The organism is Streptomyces sp. NPDC032940 (assembly GCF_040636935.1).
Classification (GTDB): Bacteria; Actinomycetota; Actinomycetes; order Streptomycetales; family Streptomycetaceae; genus Streptomyces.
On sequence record NZ_JBEZVJ010000007.1, the window covers coordinates 56,829 to 73,205 of the forward strand.

Here is a 16,377-nt window from a genome sequence, read left to right on the forward strand (position 1 = left end):
CGAGGCGGGCGTCACCTGTCCACCAAGGAGATTGCACCCATGACGCACGGCAACGCGCCCGCCGCCACCCCACGGTCGACACTCGTCGTCACCGCGCACGCGGGGGACTTCGTGTGGCGGGCCGGCGGAGCCATCGCCCTGGCCGCCTCGCGCGGGGAGAAGGTCACCATCGCGTGCCTGACCTTCGGCGAGCGCGGCGAGTCCGCCAAGGCCTGGCGGGAGGGGAAGAAGCTGGCGGAGATCAAGGCGATCCGCCGGGACGAGGCCGAGCGGGCCGCCGCCACGCTCGGTGCCGAGGTCCGCTTCTTCGACGCCGGCGACTACCCGCTGCTCGTCACGCCCGAGCTGACCGACCGGCTCGTCGAGGTCTACCGCGCCGTCCAGCCCGACGTCGTGCTCACGCACCCGGTCGAGGACCCGTACAACGGCGACCACCCGGCCGCCAACCGCATGGCCCTGGAGGCCCGTGTCCTGGCCCAGGCCATCGGCTACCCGGGCGAGGGGGAGATCATCGGCGCCCCGCCCGTCTTCTACTTCGAGCCGCACCAGCCCGAGATGAGCGGCTTCCGGCCCGAGGTCCTCCTCGACATCACCGAGGTCTGGGAGACCAAGCGCAAGGCCATGGAGTGCCTCGGCGCCCAGCAGCACCTGTGGGACTACTACACCGACCTGGCCGTCCGCCGCGGCGTCCAGCTCAAGCGCAACGCCGGCCCGAACCTGGGCCTGGCGCACCGGACCATGGCCGAGGCGTACATGCGCCCGTACCCGCAGATCGCGCAGGAGCTGGCATGAGCGGCGTCGTCGTCACCGGCCCGCCCCGGGCCGCCGCCGAGGACGTCGAGGCGCTGGGCGCGTACGGCGTGGCCACCGTCAGCGAGGCCATGGGCCGCACCGGGTTGCTCGGTCCGGACCTCCGCCCGGTCCAGCAGGGCGTACGGATCGCCGGCACCGCGGTCACCGTGCTCAGCTGGCCCGGCGACAACCTGATGATCCACGCCGCGGTGGAGCAGTGCGGCGAGGGCGACGTCCTCGTCGTCACGACCACCTCACCGTCCACCGACGGCATGTTCGGCGAGCTGTTCGCCACCGCGCTCCAGCGGCGCGGAGTGCGCGGGCTGGTCATCAACGCGGGCGTCCGCGACACCCAGGAGCTGCGGGAGATGGGCTTCGCCGTCTGGTCCCGGGCGGTCTCCGCGCAAGGGACCGTGAAGGCCACCGGTGGCTCGGTCAACGTGCCGGTCGCCGTGGACGGCCAGGTGATCCGCGCCGGCGACGTGATCGTCGCCGACGACGACGGCGTGGTGGTCGTCCCGCGCGAGCGGGCCCGGCGGGTCGCCGAGGCGTCCGAGGCCCGCGAGGCGAAGGAGGCCGCCTCCCGCGCGGCCTTCCTGGACGGTCAACTCGGCCTGGACCGTTACGGGTTGCGCGAGAAGCTGGAGCGGCTCGGGGTCACCTACCGGTCGTACGACGAGTACAGCGCGGGGGAGGGGACGTGACCGGCCCCGGGGAGGTCCGCTGCACGCTGATGCGCGGCGGCACCTCGAAGGGCGCCTACTTCCTGGCCGGGGACCTGCCCGCCGAACCGGACGCCCGCGACGACCTGCTGCTGCGCGTCATGGGCAGCCCCGACCCGCGCCAGACCGACGGCCTGGGCGGCGGCCACCCGCTGACCAGCAAGGTCGCCGTGGTCTCCCGCTCGGCCGACCCCGCGGCCGACGTCGACTACCTGTTCCTCCAGGTCGCCGTCGACCGGCCCGAGGTCACCGACCGGCAGAACTGCGGCAACATCCTGGCCGGGGTGGGCCCGTTCGCCGTCGAGCGCGGGCTCGTACCGGCCGGTGACCCCGAGACGTCCGTGCGCATCCGCATGCTCAACACCGGCGAACTCGCCGTCGCCACCTTCCCGACCCCGGGCGGGCGCGTCGACCACGCCGGCACGGCCCGGATATCGGGGGTGCCCGGCACGGCCGCCCCGGTCGTCATCGAGTTCCCGCAGGGCGCCGGCCCGCTCCTGCCCACCGGCAACGTCCGGGACGTCGTCGCCGGAACGGAGGTGACCTGCGTCGACAACGGCATGCCGGTCGTGCTGATCCCGGCGGAGGCGCTCGGGGTCACCGGGTACGAGGAGCCGGGAGAGCTGGAGGCGGACGCCGCTCTCGCCCGCCGGCTCCGGGAGATACGGCTTGCGGCCGGCCCGCTGATGGGGCTCGGCGACGTCGAGGCCGCCACCGTCCCCAAGCTGACGCTGCTCGCCCCGCCCCGCGACGGCGGCGCGGTCACGACCCGCACCTTCATCCCGGTGCGCTGCCACACCTCCATCGGCGTCCTCGGCGCCGCGAGCGTGGCGGCCGGCCTGCGCGCACCCGGCGGGGTGGGGGAGGGCATCGCCGCACTCCCCGCCTCCGGCGACCTGGTGCGCGTCGAACACCCCACCGGGTTCCTGGACGTCGAGGTCCGCGTCGACCCCGGCCCGCTCGTGGTCCGCCGCACCGCCGTCGTGCGCACCGCACGGAAGATCTTCGACGGCACGGTCTTCCCCCGTCCCGCCGCGACGGCGCCCGTACCCGCACAACCCTCTGGAGACCGCCATGACTCCGCCGCTCGGTGACATCGCCCATGTCGGCCACGCCCAGCTGTTCACTCCCGACCTCGACGCGAGCGTCGGTTTCTTCACCGACTACCTGGGCCTCACGGTCAACGGCCAGGACGGCGACACCGTCTACCTGCGCACCTACGACGACTACGAGCACCACAGCCTGGTGCTCACCGCCCGGGAGCGGCCGGGCCTCGGCCGGCTCGCCCTGCGCACCTCCGGTGAGGAGGCCCTCCGGCGGCGGGTGGCGGCCCTGGAGGCCGCCGGCCGCCCCGGTGCGTGGGTCGAGGACGAGCCGGGCATCGGCAAGCTCTACCTCACCACCGACCCCGACGGGCACGAGCACGCCCTGTACTGGGAGAGCGAGCACTACCAGGCGCCCGACGAACTGCGGCCCGCCCTGAAGAACCAGCCGCAGGCCAGACCCAACCGGGGCGTGGGCGTGCGCCGCCTGGACCACATCAACTTCCTCGCCTCGGACGTCCTCGCCAACGCCGAGTTCCAGGAGCAGCTCCTCGGCGCCCGGCCCACCGAGCAGATCCGGCTCGACTCCGGGCGGATCGCCGCCCGTTGGCTGACCTTCACCGACAAGTCGTACGACGTCGTCTACACCGAGGACTGGACCGGCTCCTCGGGCCGGCTGCACCACATCGCCTTCGCGGCCGACACCCGCGAGGACATCCTGCGCGCCGCCGACCTCGCCATCGACACCGGCGTGTTCATCGAGACGGGTCCGCACAAGCACGCCATCCAGCAGACGTTCTTCCTGTACGTCTACGAGCCCGGCGGCAACCGCATCGAGCTGTGCAACCCGCTCACCCGCCTGGTGCTGGCGCCCGACTGGCCGCTGATCACCTGGACCGAGGAAGAGCGGAAGAAGGGGCAGGCCTGGGGCCTGAAGACCATCGAGTCGTTCCACACCCACGGCACTCCGCCGATCGCCTGACCGAGGTCCGCACCACCGGGGGGTGGGTCCGCGCACGCTTGTGCACGGACCCACCCCCCAAATCGTTGCTGAGATTGTTAACAAAAGCGTTGACACTCGAGGGACGCGGTCCTTAGCGTCGCCCCAACACCCGTCCCCTTCCAGGCACCGCCTCCTGGACGAGAGGAATACAACGATGTCCTCCTCACCCGCCGCGCCCCTCGCCCGCGGCAGCAGACTGGCCCTGCTGGTCGTCGGCCTCTGCTGGCTGGCCGTGCTCTTCGACGGCCTGGACATGTTCATCTACGGCTCGGTGCTGCCGCACATGCTCCAGGAGAAGGCCCTCGGCATCACCTCCGGCCAGGCCGGCGACCTCGGCAGCTACGCCACCTTCGGCATGCTGGTCGGCGCGCTGACGGCGGGGACGGTCGCCGACCGCATCGGCCGCAAGAAGCTGATGGTCTCCTGCGTCACGCTCTTCTCACTGGCCTCCGGCGTCTGCGCGATCTCGCACAGCGTCGCCGTCTTCGGCCTCGGCCGCACCCTGGCCGGCGTCGGCCTCGGCGGACTGCTGCCCACCGCGATCAGCATGGTCTCCGACTACGCCCCGCGCGGCCGCGCCGCCCTCACCATCGGCCTGCTCATGACCGCCCACCACGCCGGCGGCATCCTCTCCGCCTACGTCGCCCTGTGGATCGTCGAACCGCTCGGCTGGCGCGCCGCGTTCTGGGTCTGCGTGGTCCCGCTGCTCTTCGTCCCCGTCCTCGCCGCCTTCCTGCCCGAGTCGCTGAGCTTCCTGGTCGCCAAGGGCCGCACGGAGGAGGCCCGCGCCCTGGCCGGCCGCTACGACGTCGAACTCCCCGCCGCCACCGGCAAGGCCACCGGCGCAGCCTGGACCAACCTCGCCAACCTCTTCCGCGGCGGCCGGTGGATCCAGACCCTGCTGTACTGGCTGGCCTCCTTCGGCGGCCTGCTGCTCGTCTACGGCGTCGCCACCTGGCTGCCCACCCTGATGCGCAGCGAGGGCTACGAACTCGGCTCCGCGCTGACCTTCGTCGTACTGTTCAACCTCGGCGGCATCGTGGGCATGCTGGTCGCCGGCCGCGCCTCTGACCTCTTCGGCGCCCCGCGCATCTCCGCGATCTGGTTCGCGCTGACCGCCGCCGGCGTCTTCCTGCTCAGCGTCCACATGCCGCTGGCGCTGACCTTCGTCGTGGTCTTCCTCACCGGGGTGTTCCTCAACAGCGCCCAGACCATGATCTACGCGACGGTGTCCATCGGCTCCGTCCCGGCCGACCGCGCCACCGCGGTCGGCTGGACCTCGGGCATGGGCCGTTTCGGCGCGGTCTTCGGCCCCTGGCTCGGCGGCCAGTTGCTGGCCGCCGACAAGGGCGACTGGGGCTTCACCGCCTTCGCCCTCGCCGGCGTCTCGTCCATGGTCTTCATCGGCATCGCGGCCCTGCGCACGAGCCGGCCCGCCGCCGGCACCCCGGAACAGCGGCTCGCCGGCGCCCACTGACCGCCGCTCGCGGCCCACGACGAACGCCGGCCACCGCGACGCAGCGGCGGCCGGCGCCGGCACGCCTACCGGCACCCGGCCGGGAGCGGGGCACACCGGGGCCGGTAGCGTGGCGATCGTGACGGAGTGGGAGCTGCGGCCCGCGTCGACGTCGGACGTGGAAGCCGTCGCAGAGCTGCGGGCCGTGGTGCTGCGGGCGGACCTGGAGCGGCTCGGCCGGTACGACGAGCGGCGGGTGAGGCAGCGCCTGCGGGACGGCTTCGACCCGGCGCACACCTGGGTCATCGAGGTGGGCGGCGCCTTCGCCGGCTGCGTGGCGCTGCGGCCGGCCGAGGACGCCCGGTGGCTGGAGCACTTCTACCTGGCCCCCCAAGCACAGGGCGCGGGCATCGGCTCCGCCGTGCTCCGCGCGCTGCTGGCGCGGTGCGACCGCGGCGGTGACGCCGTCCGTCTGAACGTGCTGCGGGGCAGCCCGGCCCGACGCCTGTACGAGCGGCACGGGTTCACCGCCGAGACCGAGGACGCCGTGGACGTCTTCATGGTGCGCGAGCCGGCCCCGGCCTGACGGGCCCGCGCCGGCGCAACCCGCTCCGCGGGCCGCGGGTCACCGGCCCCGGCGGGACAGCCAGGCGGCGGTCAGGGAGCCGGAGACGTTGTGCCAGACGGAGAAGACCGCCGCCGGCAGGGCCGCCAGCGGGCTGAAGTGGGCGGTGGCCAGCGAGGCCGCGAGGCCCGAGTTCTGCATGCCGACCTCGAAGGCCATGGCCCGGCTCGCCGGTTCGCCGAGCCGGCCGAGGCGCCCCGCGCCGTAGCCGAGGGCCAGCCCGAGGCCGTTGTGCAGGACGACGGCGAGGAACACCGTCCCGGCCGCCGACCTGATGGCGTCGGCGCTGCCCGCGACGACCACGGCCACGATCACGGAGATGGTCAGCGCGGACAGCCACGGCAGCGCGGGCAGCGCCCGCTGCACGTACCGCCCCGCCACGAGCCGCACGACGACGCCCGCGAGGATCGGCAGCAGCACCGTCTTGAAAATGTCCGTGACCATGGAGCCGGCGTCGACCGGGAGGTACTCACCGGCCAGCAGCAGCGTCAGCGGAGGGGTGACCAGCGGGGCGACCAGCGTGGAGACGGTGGCGACGGAGACCGAGAGGGCGACGTCGCCCCGGGCCAGATAGGTCACCACGTTGGAGGCCGTGCCGCTGGGCGCGCAGCCGACCAGGATCACGCCCGCGGCGAGCTGCGGGGAGAGGTCCAGCAGATGGGCGATCGCCCAGCCGAGCCCCGGCATGATGACGTAGTGCGCGACCAGGCCGAGGGCCACCGCCCAAGGGCGTCCGACGACACCGCGGAAGTCGTCCGGGGTCATGGTGACGCCCATGCAGAACATCACCACGCCCAGCAGATACGGCACCGCCTCGCCCCACCCGGTGAAACTCCCCGGGAGCAGCAGGCCGAGGCCGCCGGCCGCGAGGACGAGGAGGGGGAAGACGGTGACGGCACGCCGCGCGGAGCGGTCGCCGGTCGTGTCGACGCTGACATGTTCGGCTCGTTCGGTTCGCACCGTGCGAGGTAACGCCCGCCGGCGGGCACGACGCAACGCCGTCTCGCGATGTGATCATCGGAGCGGTGCGCGAATAGGGTAGGGTTTGACCTGCGTGATCACACGGAAACCGCTCACTCGCGGCCCGTGCGACGCACACCGGGACGTGGCGCAGCTTGGTAGCGCACTTGACTGGGGGTCAAGGGGTCGCAGGTTCAAATCCTGTCGTCCCGACGGTGACGAAGTAGATCAGAGGGGCCCTTCGGGGCCCCTCTCGATCGTTTCCGGCGCGGAACGCATGAAGCGCGCGTCGGCCCGTGCCGTCATCTCGCCTGATCGGCGGTCCCCGTCGTGCGGCGGGCGGGGAACGCTACCTCGGACGGCGCGACCGATGGACACGAAGGCGGACAGGCGCATGCGGCAGGTGCTACGGAATCGGCGGCAAGCGGTGCGGGCGCGACGGGAGCGGCTCCAGCGGCTGCGCCAGGACGACCGCACCCTCCTGGACCGCCTCTACGGCACTCCGTACGAGGACGTCGTCTTCCCGCCGGCGCGGCTCCTGGACGACACCGAGGCGGTGGAGTTGCTCGGCTTCGCGCTGCGGCTCGGCCGGGCCCTGTTCCTCGCCGGGGCGCAGACCCGCCGGATCGAGTCGTCCGTCGTGGCGGTGACCGCCGCCTGGGGCATGGACAGCCAGGAGGTGGACGTCAACTCCCGTTCGCTGCAGGTGCAGTACGCGCCCGAGGGCCGGCGGCCGGTCGTGATGCTCAAGGTGATGGGCTCGGAGGACAACCGTGACCTGATGCGGCTGGCCGCGCTGGAACGGCTGACGACGCGCGTCGTCTCCGGACGGCTGTCCCCTCGGGCGGCGGACGGGGAACTCGGGCGGATCGAGACCGGGGCTCCCCGCTGGCCGTGGTGGTTCACGCTGGGCGGGGGCGCCGTCCTCGCGGCGATGCTGTGCGTGCTCGCCTCCGGGACGCTGCGGGCGGCCGCGGTCTCCCCGGTCGTGTTCCTGCTGACGGACCGCGGCGGATGGGCGCTGTCCCGGTCGGGCGTACCGTCGTTCTTCGTCACGGCAGCGAAGACGGCCCTCCTCGTCGTCCTGGTGACGGTCCTGGCCGCGGCCGACGCGCTGAGCCCCCCGGAGGTGGCGAGCGTGATCGCGGCCAACGTGATCCTGCTGCTGCCGATCTTCACGATCATCTCGCTGACCGAGGACGCGATCGACGGTTTCCGCTCCATGGCGGCCGGCCGCGCCGTGAGCCTCATGGCCTTCTTCACGGCGCTCGCCTGCGGATTCCTCGCCGTCGGCTTTCTGCTGCGGGGGGCCGACGCCGACGCCCGGTCCACCGCCCTGCTTCCGCTCCCGGTCGTCCTGACGCTCCTCACCAGTGCGATCGGCGCGCTCGGCAACGCCGTGTTCATGGGCGGCGGCCCGCGCATCATCCCGCCGGCGATCGGCGTCGCCGCCCTCGGCGCGGGCGCGAAGCTGACCGGCGTCAGCGCACTGGAGTGGTCCCTTCCGCTGGCGACGGGCGTGGCGACCGTGCTGATGGGGCTCGCGTCCGCCGCGCTGACCCCGCGCACCGGCATCCCGGCCCGCGCCGTCGTGATCCCCGGGATCGCCGGCGGCGTCCTGCCCGGACCGGACCTGTACCGGAGCCTGCTCCAGTGGCTCCTGCACGTGCACGGCGCGGGCGCCTACCTGGTGTCCACGATGGCGTCGGTCGCCGCCATCGGCATCGGCGTGGTGCTCGGCACCCGGCTCGGCTCGGCCGCCGGACGCCTCTGGTACCACCACCCCGGACGGACCGTCCCCACCACGGCCCCGGCCCCGGCATCCGACTGACGGCCGCACCGCACCGCCGCGCGCACCCCCGGAGCGCCCCGGCGGACCACACCGTGGACGCCCTCTTGACGCACTCCGGACACGGGCCGACACTTCCCAGGTAATCCTAGTGAACAGGTAGGGAATCATGGGGAGCATCGAGCCGGTCGTCGCCGACGCGAGCCGTACGCCGGGACCGACCCCTCTGCTCACCTCCCGCCGCCACATCGACCTCCTCCGCGTCTGCAGCGCCACCGGCTCCCAGGACTGAGCCCGGACGAGCCGAGCCGTGCCCGCTCGCGGCCGGCCGCCGCCTTCGCCGCCGCGCGTGTCTCCACACCCCCGCACCCGAGGAGAACCATGTCCGTCATCCCGCTCGCCCCCGCCCCCGCCTTCCGGGGACGCATCGGCCGCGACCCCCGCAGCGGCCACTACGCCGTACCGCGCCGCTACCGCCTCCACCTCTCGCCCGGCCACGACGAGTGTCTGCGCATCGCCGTCGTCCACAGCCTCCTCGGGCTCGACGAGGTGTGCCCGGTGACCCTCCTCGACCCCGGCGCAGACTGCGCCGACGGCGGCCACCCCGCGCTGCGCCCACTGTACGAGGCGAGCGCGCACCACTACCGGGGCCCGGCCGTCGCGCCGGTGCTCAGCGACGACTGGTCGGGCCGGATCGTGAGCACCCACGCGCCCGACATCATGCGCGACCTCGCCCGGCACTTCGCCTCCACCGGCCCCGAGCTGTACCCGTGTGGCGAGGACGCGGCGATCGAGGCCGTCGAACAGCTCTGCGCCCGGGCGGCCGACCCGGCGGTACTGGACGTGCTGGAGGAACGGCTGACCGCCCACCCGCACGTCCTGGGGGAGCGGCTCACCGCGGCCGACGTCGAGGTGTGGGTGGCCCTGACCCGGCACGAGACCGCCCACCCCACGGACCGTCACCCCGCCCTGTGGGCCCACGTGCGGCGCCTGAGCGCCCACCCGGCCTTCGCGCGCCCTCTCGAGCGCCACCTCGGGCACCGTCTCGGGAGCCGTCCCATCTGACGGGACGGCGTTGACACGAGCACGGTCAACTGCCTTACTTACGGACCAAGAACGGTCATGAGCGTCAGCGACAAGCCCTGGCTGGCTGACCGGCAACCCTCGCTCCGCGGTGGGGTGCCCCAGGTGACGACCGGACCGGATGACACTTCGGTAAGCGCGAGGCCCTCGGGGCCGGAACAGTGACGGTGACGGACATGTACGCAGCTCCCAGGACGGCGGACCCCCGCCCCCAGGGCGCCGTACGCCCGTACCCGAGCCCGCTCGTCGCCGACCGGACCGTCGACCTGCTCCGCGTCAGCAGCGCACTGTGTACCGACCGCGGCCGCGGCCGCCGCCAGGGCTGACCTCCCTCCGGGACCCCAGCCCTCGCAGCGGTCGCGCGGCCACGACGAACACCGCCCACGCGGTGTGCCGTTGTCCGCCCCGCCCCGGTCCCGTGCCTTCCCCCGTGCGCCGCCCCGCGCGGCGGAGCGGCTCCCGCCGCGCCGCCGCGCCGTAGCGGTACGGCGCCGTACGCACGACCCCGGGGTGTCCGAATCCACCGGAGTCCTCCCATGAGCGAACCCCCGGGCGTCGCCGTGTCCCTCGCCGAGGCACCGCCCGCCACCGAGATCCCCCGGCCGCCCACCGCCCAGCGCGTGCTGCCGCTGCGCCGGCCCGGCCGCTGGATCGCGACCGCCGCGGTCCTGGTCGTCGTCGCCCAGATCGTCCACGGCCTGGCCACCAACCCCTTCTACCAGTGGGACCGCTTCCGCCACTGGTTCCTGCGCCCCACCATCCTCGACGGACTCCTCGTCACCCTCGAAGTGGCCGCGCTCAGCGCCGTGCTCGGCCTGCTGGGCGGCGTCCTGCTCGCCCTCGCCCGGCTCTCCGGCAGCCCGGTCCTGCGCGCCGTGAGCTGGACCTACACCTGGCTGTTCCGGTCCGTGCCGCTGATCGTCGTCCTGATCTTCCTCTACAACTTCTCGGCCCTGTACCAGACGCTGAGCCTGGGCGTCCCCTTCGGACCGGCCTTCGTCACCTTCGACGAGTCCCGGCTCGCCACCGACATGGCCGTCGCCGTCGTCGGCCTCAGCCTCAACGAGGCCGCGTACGCCTCCGAGGTGGTCCGCGGCGGCATCCTCTCCGTCGACCAGGGCCAGCACGAGGCCGCCGCCGCCCTCGGTCTGCCGAAGGGCTACCAGTTCCGCCGGATCGTGCTGCCGCAGGCCCTGCGGTCCATCACCCCGAACTACGTCAACCAGCTCATCGGCCTCATCAAGGGCACGTCCCTGGTGTTCTACGTGTCCCTGCTCGACCTCTTCGGCTCGGTGCAGACCATGGGCAGCACCTACCCCGGCGACATCGTGCCGCTGCTGCTGGTCGCCACCGTCTGGTACCTGGTCCTCACCAGCGCCGTGTCCCTCGTCCAGTTCTACGTCGAGCGGTACTTCGCCCGGGGAGCGACCCGCACCCTGCCGCCGACGCCCCTGCAGAAGGCGCGCGCCGGCCTCACCGAGGTCCGGGCCCGGCTGCGCCGGGAGGCCGCCGTATGACCACCGCCACCGACATCACCCCGGCCGCCCTCGAGGTGCACGGCGTCCACAAGTGGTACGGGACCCACCACGTCCTCGACGGCATCGAGCTGACGGTACGGCCCGGCGAGGTCACCGTCGTCCTCGGCCCGTCCGGCTCCGGCAAGTCGACACTGCTGCGGGTCGTCAACCACCTGGAGAAGCCCGACCTCGGCCACGTCAGCGTCGGCGGTGAGCCGATCGGTGTACGGCGCCACGGCAACCGGCTGAAGGAACTCGGCGAACGGGCCATCCTGCGCCAGCGCGGCCGGATCGGTTTCGTCTTCCAGAACTTCAACCTCTTCCCGCACCTGACCGTCCTCGACAACGTCGCCGCCGCGCCCGTCGCCACCGGCAGGCTCACGCGCGAAGAGGCCCGGAAGCTGGCCCGCGACCTGCTCACCCGGGTCGGCCTCGGCGACCGGACCGGGGCCTACCCCCGCCAACTGTCCGGCGGTCAGCAGCAGCGCGTCGCCATCGCCCGCGCCCTCGCGCTGCGGCCCGGCATCATCCTCTTCGACGAGCCGACCTCGGCCCTCGACCCCGAACTGGTCGGCGAGGTCCTCGCCGTCATCAAGGACCTGGCGACCAGCGGCACCACCCTCGTCATCGTCACCCACGAGATCGGCTTCGCCCGCGAGGTCGCCGACCGCGTCGTCTTCATGGACGACGGACGGATCGTCGAACAGGGCCCGCCCGCCGAGGTGCTCGACGCCCCGCGGCACGAACGCACCCGGGACTTCCTCGCCAAGGTCCTCTGACCGTTTCTCCCTTTCCACGCCCAGTGAATCCTCCAGCGACAAGGACAGCCATGCGCCACCACCTCTCCCTCTCCCGACGCGGTCTGCTCCGCGGCATCGCGGCGGCCACCGCCGCGGCCGCCCTCGCCACCGGGCTCGCCGCCTGCGGCGGGGACAGTGACGCCGCCACCACGACCGACGCCGCGGGCACGGTGACGGTCGGCCGGCTGTCCAACGGCGCCGCGAAGGAGACCACGCTGAAGGTCTCGGAGGTGAAGTCGATCAGCGCCCGCCTCCCCGAGTCGGTCCGCAGGAGCGGCAAGCTCGTCATCGGCGTCGGCGCCCTGCCCGACGGTTTCCCGCCGCTGGCGTACGTCGGCGACGACCAGAAGTCCCTCACCGGTGCCGAACCCGACCTGGCCCGGCTGGTCGCCGCCGTGCTCGGCCTCGAGCCCGAACTGAAGAACTCCACCTGGGAGAACATGTTCGTCGGCATCGACAGCGGCCGCACCGACGTCGCCTTCGCCAACATCACCGACACCGAGGAACGCAAGCGCAAGTACGACTTCGCCTCCTACCGCAAGGACGACGTCGGCTTCGAGGTGCCGAAGAAGAGCACCTGGAACTTCGCCGGCGACTACCGCAACCTCGCCGGGAAGACCGTCGCCGTCGACAACGGCACCAACCAGGAGAAGATCCTCCTGGAGTGGCAGGCGAAGCTGAAGCAGGAGGGCAAGCAGCTCACCGTCAAGCACTACGCCAGCAAGAGCAGCACCTACCTGGCGCTGACCGGCGGCAAGATCGACGCCTACTTCGCCGCCAACCCGGGCGTCGCCTACCACATCACCCAGACGGCGAAGTCCCCCAACGCCACGCGCAGCGCGGGCACGTACTCGGGAGCCGGCGCCTCCCTCCAGGGGCTGATCGCGGCCACCGTCAAGAAGGACAGCGGGCTCGCCCGGCCGATCGCGGACGCCATCGACCACCTCATCGAGAACGGCCAGTACGGGAAGTGGCTGGCCGCCTGGAACCTCACCAGCGAGGCCGTCGAATCCTCCGAGGTCAACCCGCCCGGGCTGCCGCTCGACAACTCCTGATGAACCGTCAACTGCGCCCCGTGCAGCCAGTTCCGCCCGACGTAAAGGACCCCGCCCCCGTGACCCAGCCGACCGGCCTGCGCGTCGCCCCGGCCCCGGCCGCCGACCCGCACCCTCTCGACAACCCCGTCTGGGCCGCCCTGACCGGCCCGCACGCCTCCTTCGCCGAACGCCTCGGCAAGGCCGCCCGCTACCCCGCCGACGTCGCGGTCTTCACCGCCCTCGAGGACCCCGCCGACCCGGCCGCCTGGGCCGACCTGCACCGGCTGGTCGGCCCGGACACGGCCGTCGCGGTACCCGGCGCGCCCGTCCTCCCCGACGGCTGGCGCATCTCCGGCGTCGTGCCCGGCGTCCAGCTCGTCGACACCGCCCTGCGCGCCGAGCCCGACCCCGAGGCCGTACGGCTCGGGCCCGCCGACGTCCCCGAGATCCTGGACCTGGTCGCCCGCACCCGGCCCGGCCCGTTCCTGCCCCGCACCGTGCTCCTCGGCACCTACCTCGGCATCCGGCACCGCGGCAGACTGATCGCCCTGGCCGGCGAACGCCTCCGGCTGCCCGGCTGGACCGAGATCAGCGCCGTCTGCACCGACCCGGACCACCGCGGCCGGGGCCTCGCCACCCGCCTGGTCCGCGCCGTCGCCGCGGGCATCCGGGAACGCGGCGACACCCCGTTCCTGCACGCCGCCGCGAGCAACACCCACGCCGTCGGGCTGTACGAGTCCCTCGGCTTCACCCTGCGCCGCCACACCGACTTCCGCGACGTACGCACACCGGCGACGGCCGCCGCGCCCAGGGCGCGGTGAGCTCCGGCGCCCGGCCCGCCCGTTCCCTCACCACCGACCCGTCGCCGCGTGCCCCGCGTTCCCTCCGGACGACCAGGAAGGCATCACACCCGTGACCACCACTCCTCCCACCCCCCTGCACCTCGCCGTCGCGCTGGACGGCACCGGCTGGCACCCCGCGTCCTGGCGCGAGCCGGTGGCCCGCCCCTCAGAACTGTTCACCGCCGCCTACTGGGCCGACCTCGTCGCCGAGGCCGAGCACGGCCTGCTCGACTTCGTGACCATCGAGGACGGCCTCGGCCCGCAGTCCTCCCGCCTCCTCGGCCCCGACGAGCGCACCGACCAGGTCCGCGGCCGCCTCGACGCCGTACTGATCGCGTCCCGCGTGGCGCCCCTGACCCGGCACATCGGGCTGGTGCCGACCGTGATCGCCACCCACACCGAGCCGTTCCACATCTCCAAGGCGATCGCCACGCTCGACTACGTCAGCACCGGCCGCGCCGGACTGCGCGTGAAGATCTCCGCGCGCCCCGACGAGGCCGGCCACTTCGGCCGCCGCACCGTCCCGCACATCGACGGCTACGAGAGCCCGGCCGCGCGCGAGCTGGTCACCGAGCTGTTCGACGAGGCCGCCGACCACGTCGAGGTGGTCCGCCGGCTGTGGGACAGCTGGGAGGACGACGCGGAGATCCGGGACGTGGCCACCGGCCGCTTCATCGACCGGGACAAGCTGCACTACATCGACTTCCACGGCCCGCGCTTCAGCGTCAAGGGCCCCTCCATCACCCCCCGGCCCCCACAGGGCCAGCCCCTCGTCACCGCCCTCGCCCACTGGACGGTCCCGTACCGGCTCGTCGCCCGGCAGGCCGACATCGGCCACGTCACCCCGCACGACGCCGGCCAGGCACGGGACATCGTCGCCGAGATCCGCGCCGAACAGGCGGCGGCCGGCCGCGCCGCCGAGCCGCTGCACGTCTTCGCCGACCTGGTGGTCTTCCTGGACGACGACCCGGCCGAGGCCCGCGCACGCAAGGACCGCCTGGACGAGCTGGCCGGCGAGCCGTACTCGAGCGACGCCCGTGTCTTCACCGGCACGCCCGCGCAACTGGCCGATCTGCTGGAGGAGTTCGCAACCGCGGGGCTGACGGGTTTCCGCCTGCGCCCCGCGGTCCTCGGCCACGACCTGCCGGCCATCACCCGCGGCCTGGTCCCCGAGCTCCAGCGCCGGGGCCTGTTCCGCACCGCCTACGAGGCGGACACCCTGCGGGGACTGCTCGGCCTGACCCGCCCCGCCAACCGCTACGCCGCCACCGCCTGAGCCGGGAGGACACGACCCCCATGACCAAGCCCCTGAAGCAGATCCACCTGGCCGCGCACTTCCCCGGCGTCAACAACACCACCGTGTGGAGCGACCCGGAGGCCGGCAGCCACATCGAGTTCGCCTCCTTCGCGCACTTCGCGCACACCGCCGAACGCGCCAAGTTCGACTTCCTGTTCCTCGCCGAAGGGCTGCGCCTGCGCGAACAGGGCGGGCAGATCTACGACCTGGACGTCGTCGGCCGCCCCGACACCTTCACCGTCCTCGCCGCGCTGGCCGCCGTCACCGACCGGCTCGGCCTGACCGGCACCATCAACTCCACCTTCAACGAGCCCTACGAGGTGGCCCGCCAGTTCGCCAGCCTGGACCACCTCTCCGGCGGACGCGCCGCCTGGAACGTCGTCACCTCCTGGGACGCCTTCACCGGCGAGAACTTCCGCCGCGGCGGCTTCCTGCCCCAGCAGGAGCGCTACTCCCGCGCCCGCGAGTTCCTGGCCACGGCGAACGAACTCTTCGACTCCTGGCGCGGCGACGAGATCGTCGCCGACCAGACCACCGGCACCTTCCTGAGCGACGCCCGGGCCGGTGCCTTCGTCCACCAGGGACAGCACTTCGACATCCACGGCCGCTTCGACGTCCCGCGATCCCCGCAGGGCCGCCCGGTGATCTTCCAGGCCGGGGACTCCGATGAGGGCCGCGAGTTCGCCGCCGCCGACGCGGACGCGATCTTCAGCCGGTACGCCACCCTGAAGGAGGGCCAGGCCTTCCACCGGGACGTCAAGAGCCGCCTCGCCAAGTACGGTCGCCGCCCCGAGGACCTGCTCATCCTGCCCGCCGCGACCTTCGTGCTCGGCGACACCGACGAGGAGGCGGAGGAGCGGGCCCGCGAGGTCCGCCGGCAGCAGGTCAGCGGCGCCACGGCCCTCAAGCACCTGGAGTTCGTCTGGAACCGGGACCTCTCCGGCTACGACCCTGAGGGCCCGCTGCCCGACATCGACCCGGACGTGACCGGCGACCACATCGCCCGCGGCCGGGCCCAGGTCCGGATGTACCGGGACCCCCTGGCCACCGCCCGCGAATGGCGCGAGCTGGCGGCGGCCAACCACTGGTCCATCCGCGACCTGGTCATCAACACGGGCAACCGCCAGACCTTCGTCGGCACCCCGGCCACGGTTGCCCGCACCCTCGACGACTTCGTCCAGGCCGACGCCGCCGACGGCTTCATCCTCGTCCCGCACATCACACCGTCGGGCCTGGACGAGTTCGCGGACAAGGTCGTCCCGCTCCTCCAGGAGAAGGGCGTCTTCCGCACCGAATACGAGGGCACCACCCTCCGCGACCACCTTGGCCTCACCCACCCCGACACGCCCCGCACGGAGGTGCGCGCGGCGTCGTGAGGCGGCCCGCCGGGCGCGCGGTACGGCGGTGCCGT

The 16,377-nt window shown here is 73.1% G+C and carries 17 protein-coding genes, 1 tRNA gene and 1 riboswitch; of the genes, 17 read left to right on the forward strand and 1 reads right to left on the reverse strand.

Going from position 1 to position 16,377, the window contains the following annotated elements; translation table 11 throughout:
• The first annotated feature begins 39 nt into the window (after positions 1-39).
• The 6 genes from AB0E77_RS11985 to AB0E77_RS12010 all read left to right on the forward strand — a co-directional run bounded on the left by AB0E77_RS11985 (position 40) and on the right by AB0E77_RS12010 (position 5,602).
• Positions 40-792, forward strand: a complete 753-nt coding sequence (locus AB0E77_RS11985; protein ID WP_361568959.1) for a PIG-L deacetylase family protein — start codon at positions 40-42, stop codon at positions 790-792.
• Complete coding sequence (locus AB0E77_RS11990; protein ID WP_361568961.1) at positions 789-1,496, forward strand: 4-carboxy-4-hydroxy-2-oxoadipate aldolase/oxaloacetate decarboxylase; 708 nt, start codon at positions 789-791, stop codon at positions 1,494-1,496. Before AB0E77_RS11985 ends, AB0E77_RS11990 begins: the two co-directional genes overlap by 4 nt.
• The gene (locus AB0E77_RS11995) at positions 1,493-2,608 is read left to right on the forward strand and encodes a 4-oxalomesaconate tautomerase (protein WP_361568962.1); all 1,116 of its coding nucleotides are present in this window, start codon (positions 1,493-1,495) and stop codon (positions 2,606-2,608) included. Before AB0E77_RS11990 ends, AB0E77_RS11995 begins: the two co-directional genes overlap by 4 nt.
• The gene (locus AB0E77_RS12000) at positions 2,589-3,539 is read left to right on the forward strand and encodes a VOC family protein (protein WP_361568963.1); all 951 of its coding nucleotides are present in this window, start codon (positions 2,589-2,591) and stop codon (positions 3,537-3,539) included. The genes AB0E77_RS11995 and AB0E77_RS12000 overlap by 20 nt, the downstream gene beginning before the upstream one ends.
• 175 nt (positions 3,540-3,714) lie before the next feature.
• Positions 3,715-5,037, forward strand: coding sequence for an aromatic acid/H+ symport family MFS transporter (locus tag AB0E77_RS12005; RefSeq protein ID WP_361568965.1), 1,323 nt, complete (start codon positions 3,715-3,717; stop codon positions 5,035-5,037).
• Between the two features lie 118 nt (positions 5,038-5,155).
• A complete protein-coding gene (locus AB0E77_RS12010) occupies positions 5,156-5,602 on the forward strand; it encodes a GNAT family N-acetyltransferase (protein ID WP_361568967.1) in 447 nt (148 codons plus the stop codon).
• A 39-nt stretch (positions 5,603-5,641) separates the two neighbouring features.
• Here AB0E77_RS12010 and AB0E77_RS12015 read toward each other — a convergent pair whose 3' ends face one another.
• On the reverse strand, positions 5,642-6,601 hold the full coding sequence (locus AB0E77_RS12015; RefSeq protein WP_361568969.1) for a bile acid:sodium symporter family protein: 960 nt from the start codon (positions 6,599-6,601) through the stop codon (positions 5,642-5,644).
• Between the two features lie 139 nt (positions 6,602-6,740).
• On the opposite strand from AB0E77_RS12015, the gene AB0E77_RS12020 reads away from it, so the two are divergent.
• From AB0E77_RS12020 to AB0E77_RS12070, 11 genes are all read left to right on the forward strand, one after another.
• Positions 6,741-6,814 (forward strand) — tRNA-Pro (locus AB0E77_RS12020).
• Between the two features lie 214 nt (positions 6,815-7,028).
• Positions 7,029-8,432, forward strand: a complete 1,404-nt coding sequence (locus AB0E77_RS12025) for a threonine/serine exporter family protein (protein ID WP_361568971.1) — start codon at positions 7,029-7,031, stop codon at positions 8,430-8,432.
• A 127-nt stretch (positions 8,433-8,559) separates the two neighbouring features.
• Entirely contained in the window at positions 8,560-8,682 is a 123-nt protein-coding gene (locus AB0E77_RS12030) for a putative leader peptide (protein WP_361568972.1), read from the forward strand.
• An 89-nt stretch (positions 8,683-8,771) separates the two neighbouring features.
• Positions 8,772-9,455 (forward strand): glutathione S-transferase C-terminal domain-containing protein, encoded by a 684-nt coding sequence (locus tag AB0E77_RS12035; protein ID WP_361568974.1) that lies wholly within the window; start codon positions 8,772-8,774, stop codon positions 9,453-9,455.
• Positions 9,456-9,508: 53 nt separating this feature from the next.
• A riboswitch (SAM riboswitch) is annotated at positions 9,509-9,618 on the forward strand.
• Between the two features lie 31 nt (positions 9,619-9,649).
• Positions 9,650-9,799: a hypothetical protein gene (locus AB0E77_RS12040; RefSeq protein WP_361568976.1), complete on the forward strand. Its 150-nt coding sequence runs from the start codon at positions 9,650-9,652 to the stop codon at positions 9,797-9,799.
• A gap of 210 nt (positions 9,800-10,009) precedes the next feature.
• Entirely contained in the window at positions 10,010-10,990 is a 981-nt protein-coding gene (locus AB0E77_RS12045; RefSeq protein WP_361568977.1) for an amino acid ABC transporter permease, read from the forward strand.
• Entirely contained in the window at positions 10,987-11,769 is a 783-nt protein-coding gene (locus AB0E77_RS12050) for an amino acid ABC transporter ATP-binding protein (RefSeq protein WP_361568979.1), read from the forward strand. Before AB0E77_RS12045 ends, AB0E77_RS12050 begins: the two co-directional genes overlap by 4 nt.
• 50 nt (positions 11,770-11,819) lie before the next feature.
• Positions 11,820-12,845, forward strand: coding sequence for an ABC transporter substrate-binding protein (locus AB0E77_RS12055; protein WP_361568981.1), 1,026 nt, complete (start codon positions 11,820-11,822; stop codon positions 12,843-12,845).
• A gap of 59 nt (positions 12,846-12,904) precedes the next feature.
• Positions 12,905-13,648 (forward strand): GNAT family N-acetyltransferase, encoded by a 744-nt coding sequence (locus AB0E77_RS12060; RefSeq protein ID WP_361568983.1) that lies wholly within the window; start codon positions 12,905-12,907, stop codon positions 13,646-13,648.
• 91 nt (positions 13,649-13,739) lie between these two features.
• The gene (locus AB0E77_RS12065) at positions 13,740-14,945 is read left to right on the forward strand and encodes an LLM class flavin-dependent oxidoreductase (RefSeq protein ID WP_361568984.1); all 1,206 of its coding nucleotides are present in this window, start codon (positions 13,740-13,742) and stop codon (positions 14,943-14,945) included.
• A 20-nt stretch (positions 14,946-14,965) separates the two neighbouring features.
• Positions 14,966-16,342, forward strand: a complete 1,377-nt coding sequence (locus AB0E77_RS12070) for an NtaA/DmoA family FMN-dependent monooxygenase (RefSeq protein ID WP_361568986.1) — start codon at positions 14,966-14,968, stop codon at positions 16,340-16,342.
• Positions 16,343-16,377: the final 35 nt, after the last annotated feature.

Coding starts and splice junctions, on each gene's coding strand:
- AB0E77_RS12070 (WP_361568986.1), top strand. CDS start 14,966: ATGACCAAGCCCCTGAAGCAGATCCACCTGGCCGCGCACTTCCCCGGC.
- AB0E77_RS11985 (WP_361568959.1), top strand. CDS start 40: ATGACGCACGGCAACGCGCCCGCCGCCACCCCACGGTCGACACTCGTC.
- AB0E77_RS12055 (WP_361568981.1), top strand. CDS start 11,820: ATGCGCCACCACCTCTCCCTCTCCCGACGCGGTCTGCTCCGCGGCATC.
- AB0E77_RS12005 (WP_361568965.1), top strand. CDS start 3,715: ATGTCCTCCTCACCCGCCGCGCCCCTCGCCCGCGGCAGCAGACTGGCC.
- AB0E77_RS12000 (WP_361568963.1), top strand. CDS start 2,589: ATGACTCCGCCGCTCGGTGACATCGCCCATGTCGGCCACGCCCAGCTG.
- AB0E77_RS12050 (WP_361568979.1), top strand. CDS start 10,987: ATGACCACCGCCACCGACATCACCCCGGCCGCCCTCGAGGTGCACGGC.
- AB0E77_RS12045 (WP_361568977.1), top strand. CDS start 10,010: ATGAGCGAACCCCCGGGCGTCGCCGTGTCCCTCGCCGAGGCACCGCCC.
- AB0E77_RS12030 (WP_361568972.1), top strand. CDS start 8,560: ATGGGGAGCATCGAGCCGGTCGTCGCCGACGCGAGCCGTACGCCGGGA.
- AB0E77_RS11990 (WP_361568961.1), top strand. CDS start 789: ATGAGCGGCGTCGTCGTCACCGGCCCGCCCCGGGCCGCCGCCGAGGAC.
- AB0E77_RS12040 (WP_361568976.1), top strand. CDS start 9,650: ATGTACGCAGCTCCCAGGACGGCGGACCCCCGCCCCCAGGGCGCCGTA.
- AB0E77_RS12035 (WP_361568974.1), top strand. CDS start 8,772: ATGTCCGTCATCCCGCTCGCCCCCGCCCCCGCCTTCCGGGGACGCATC.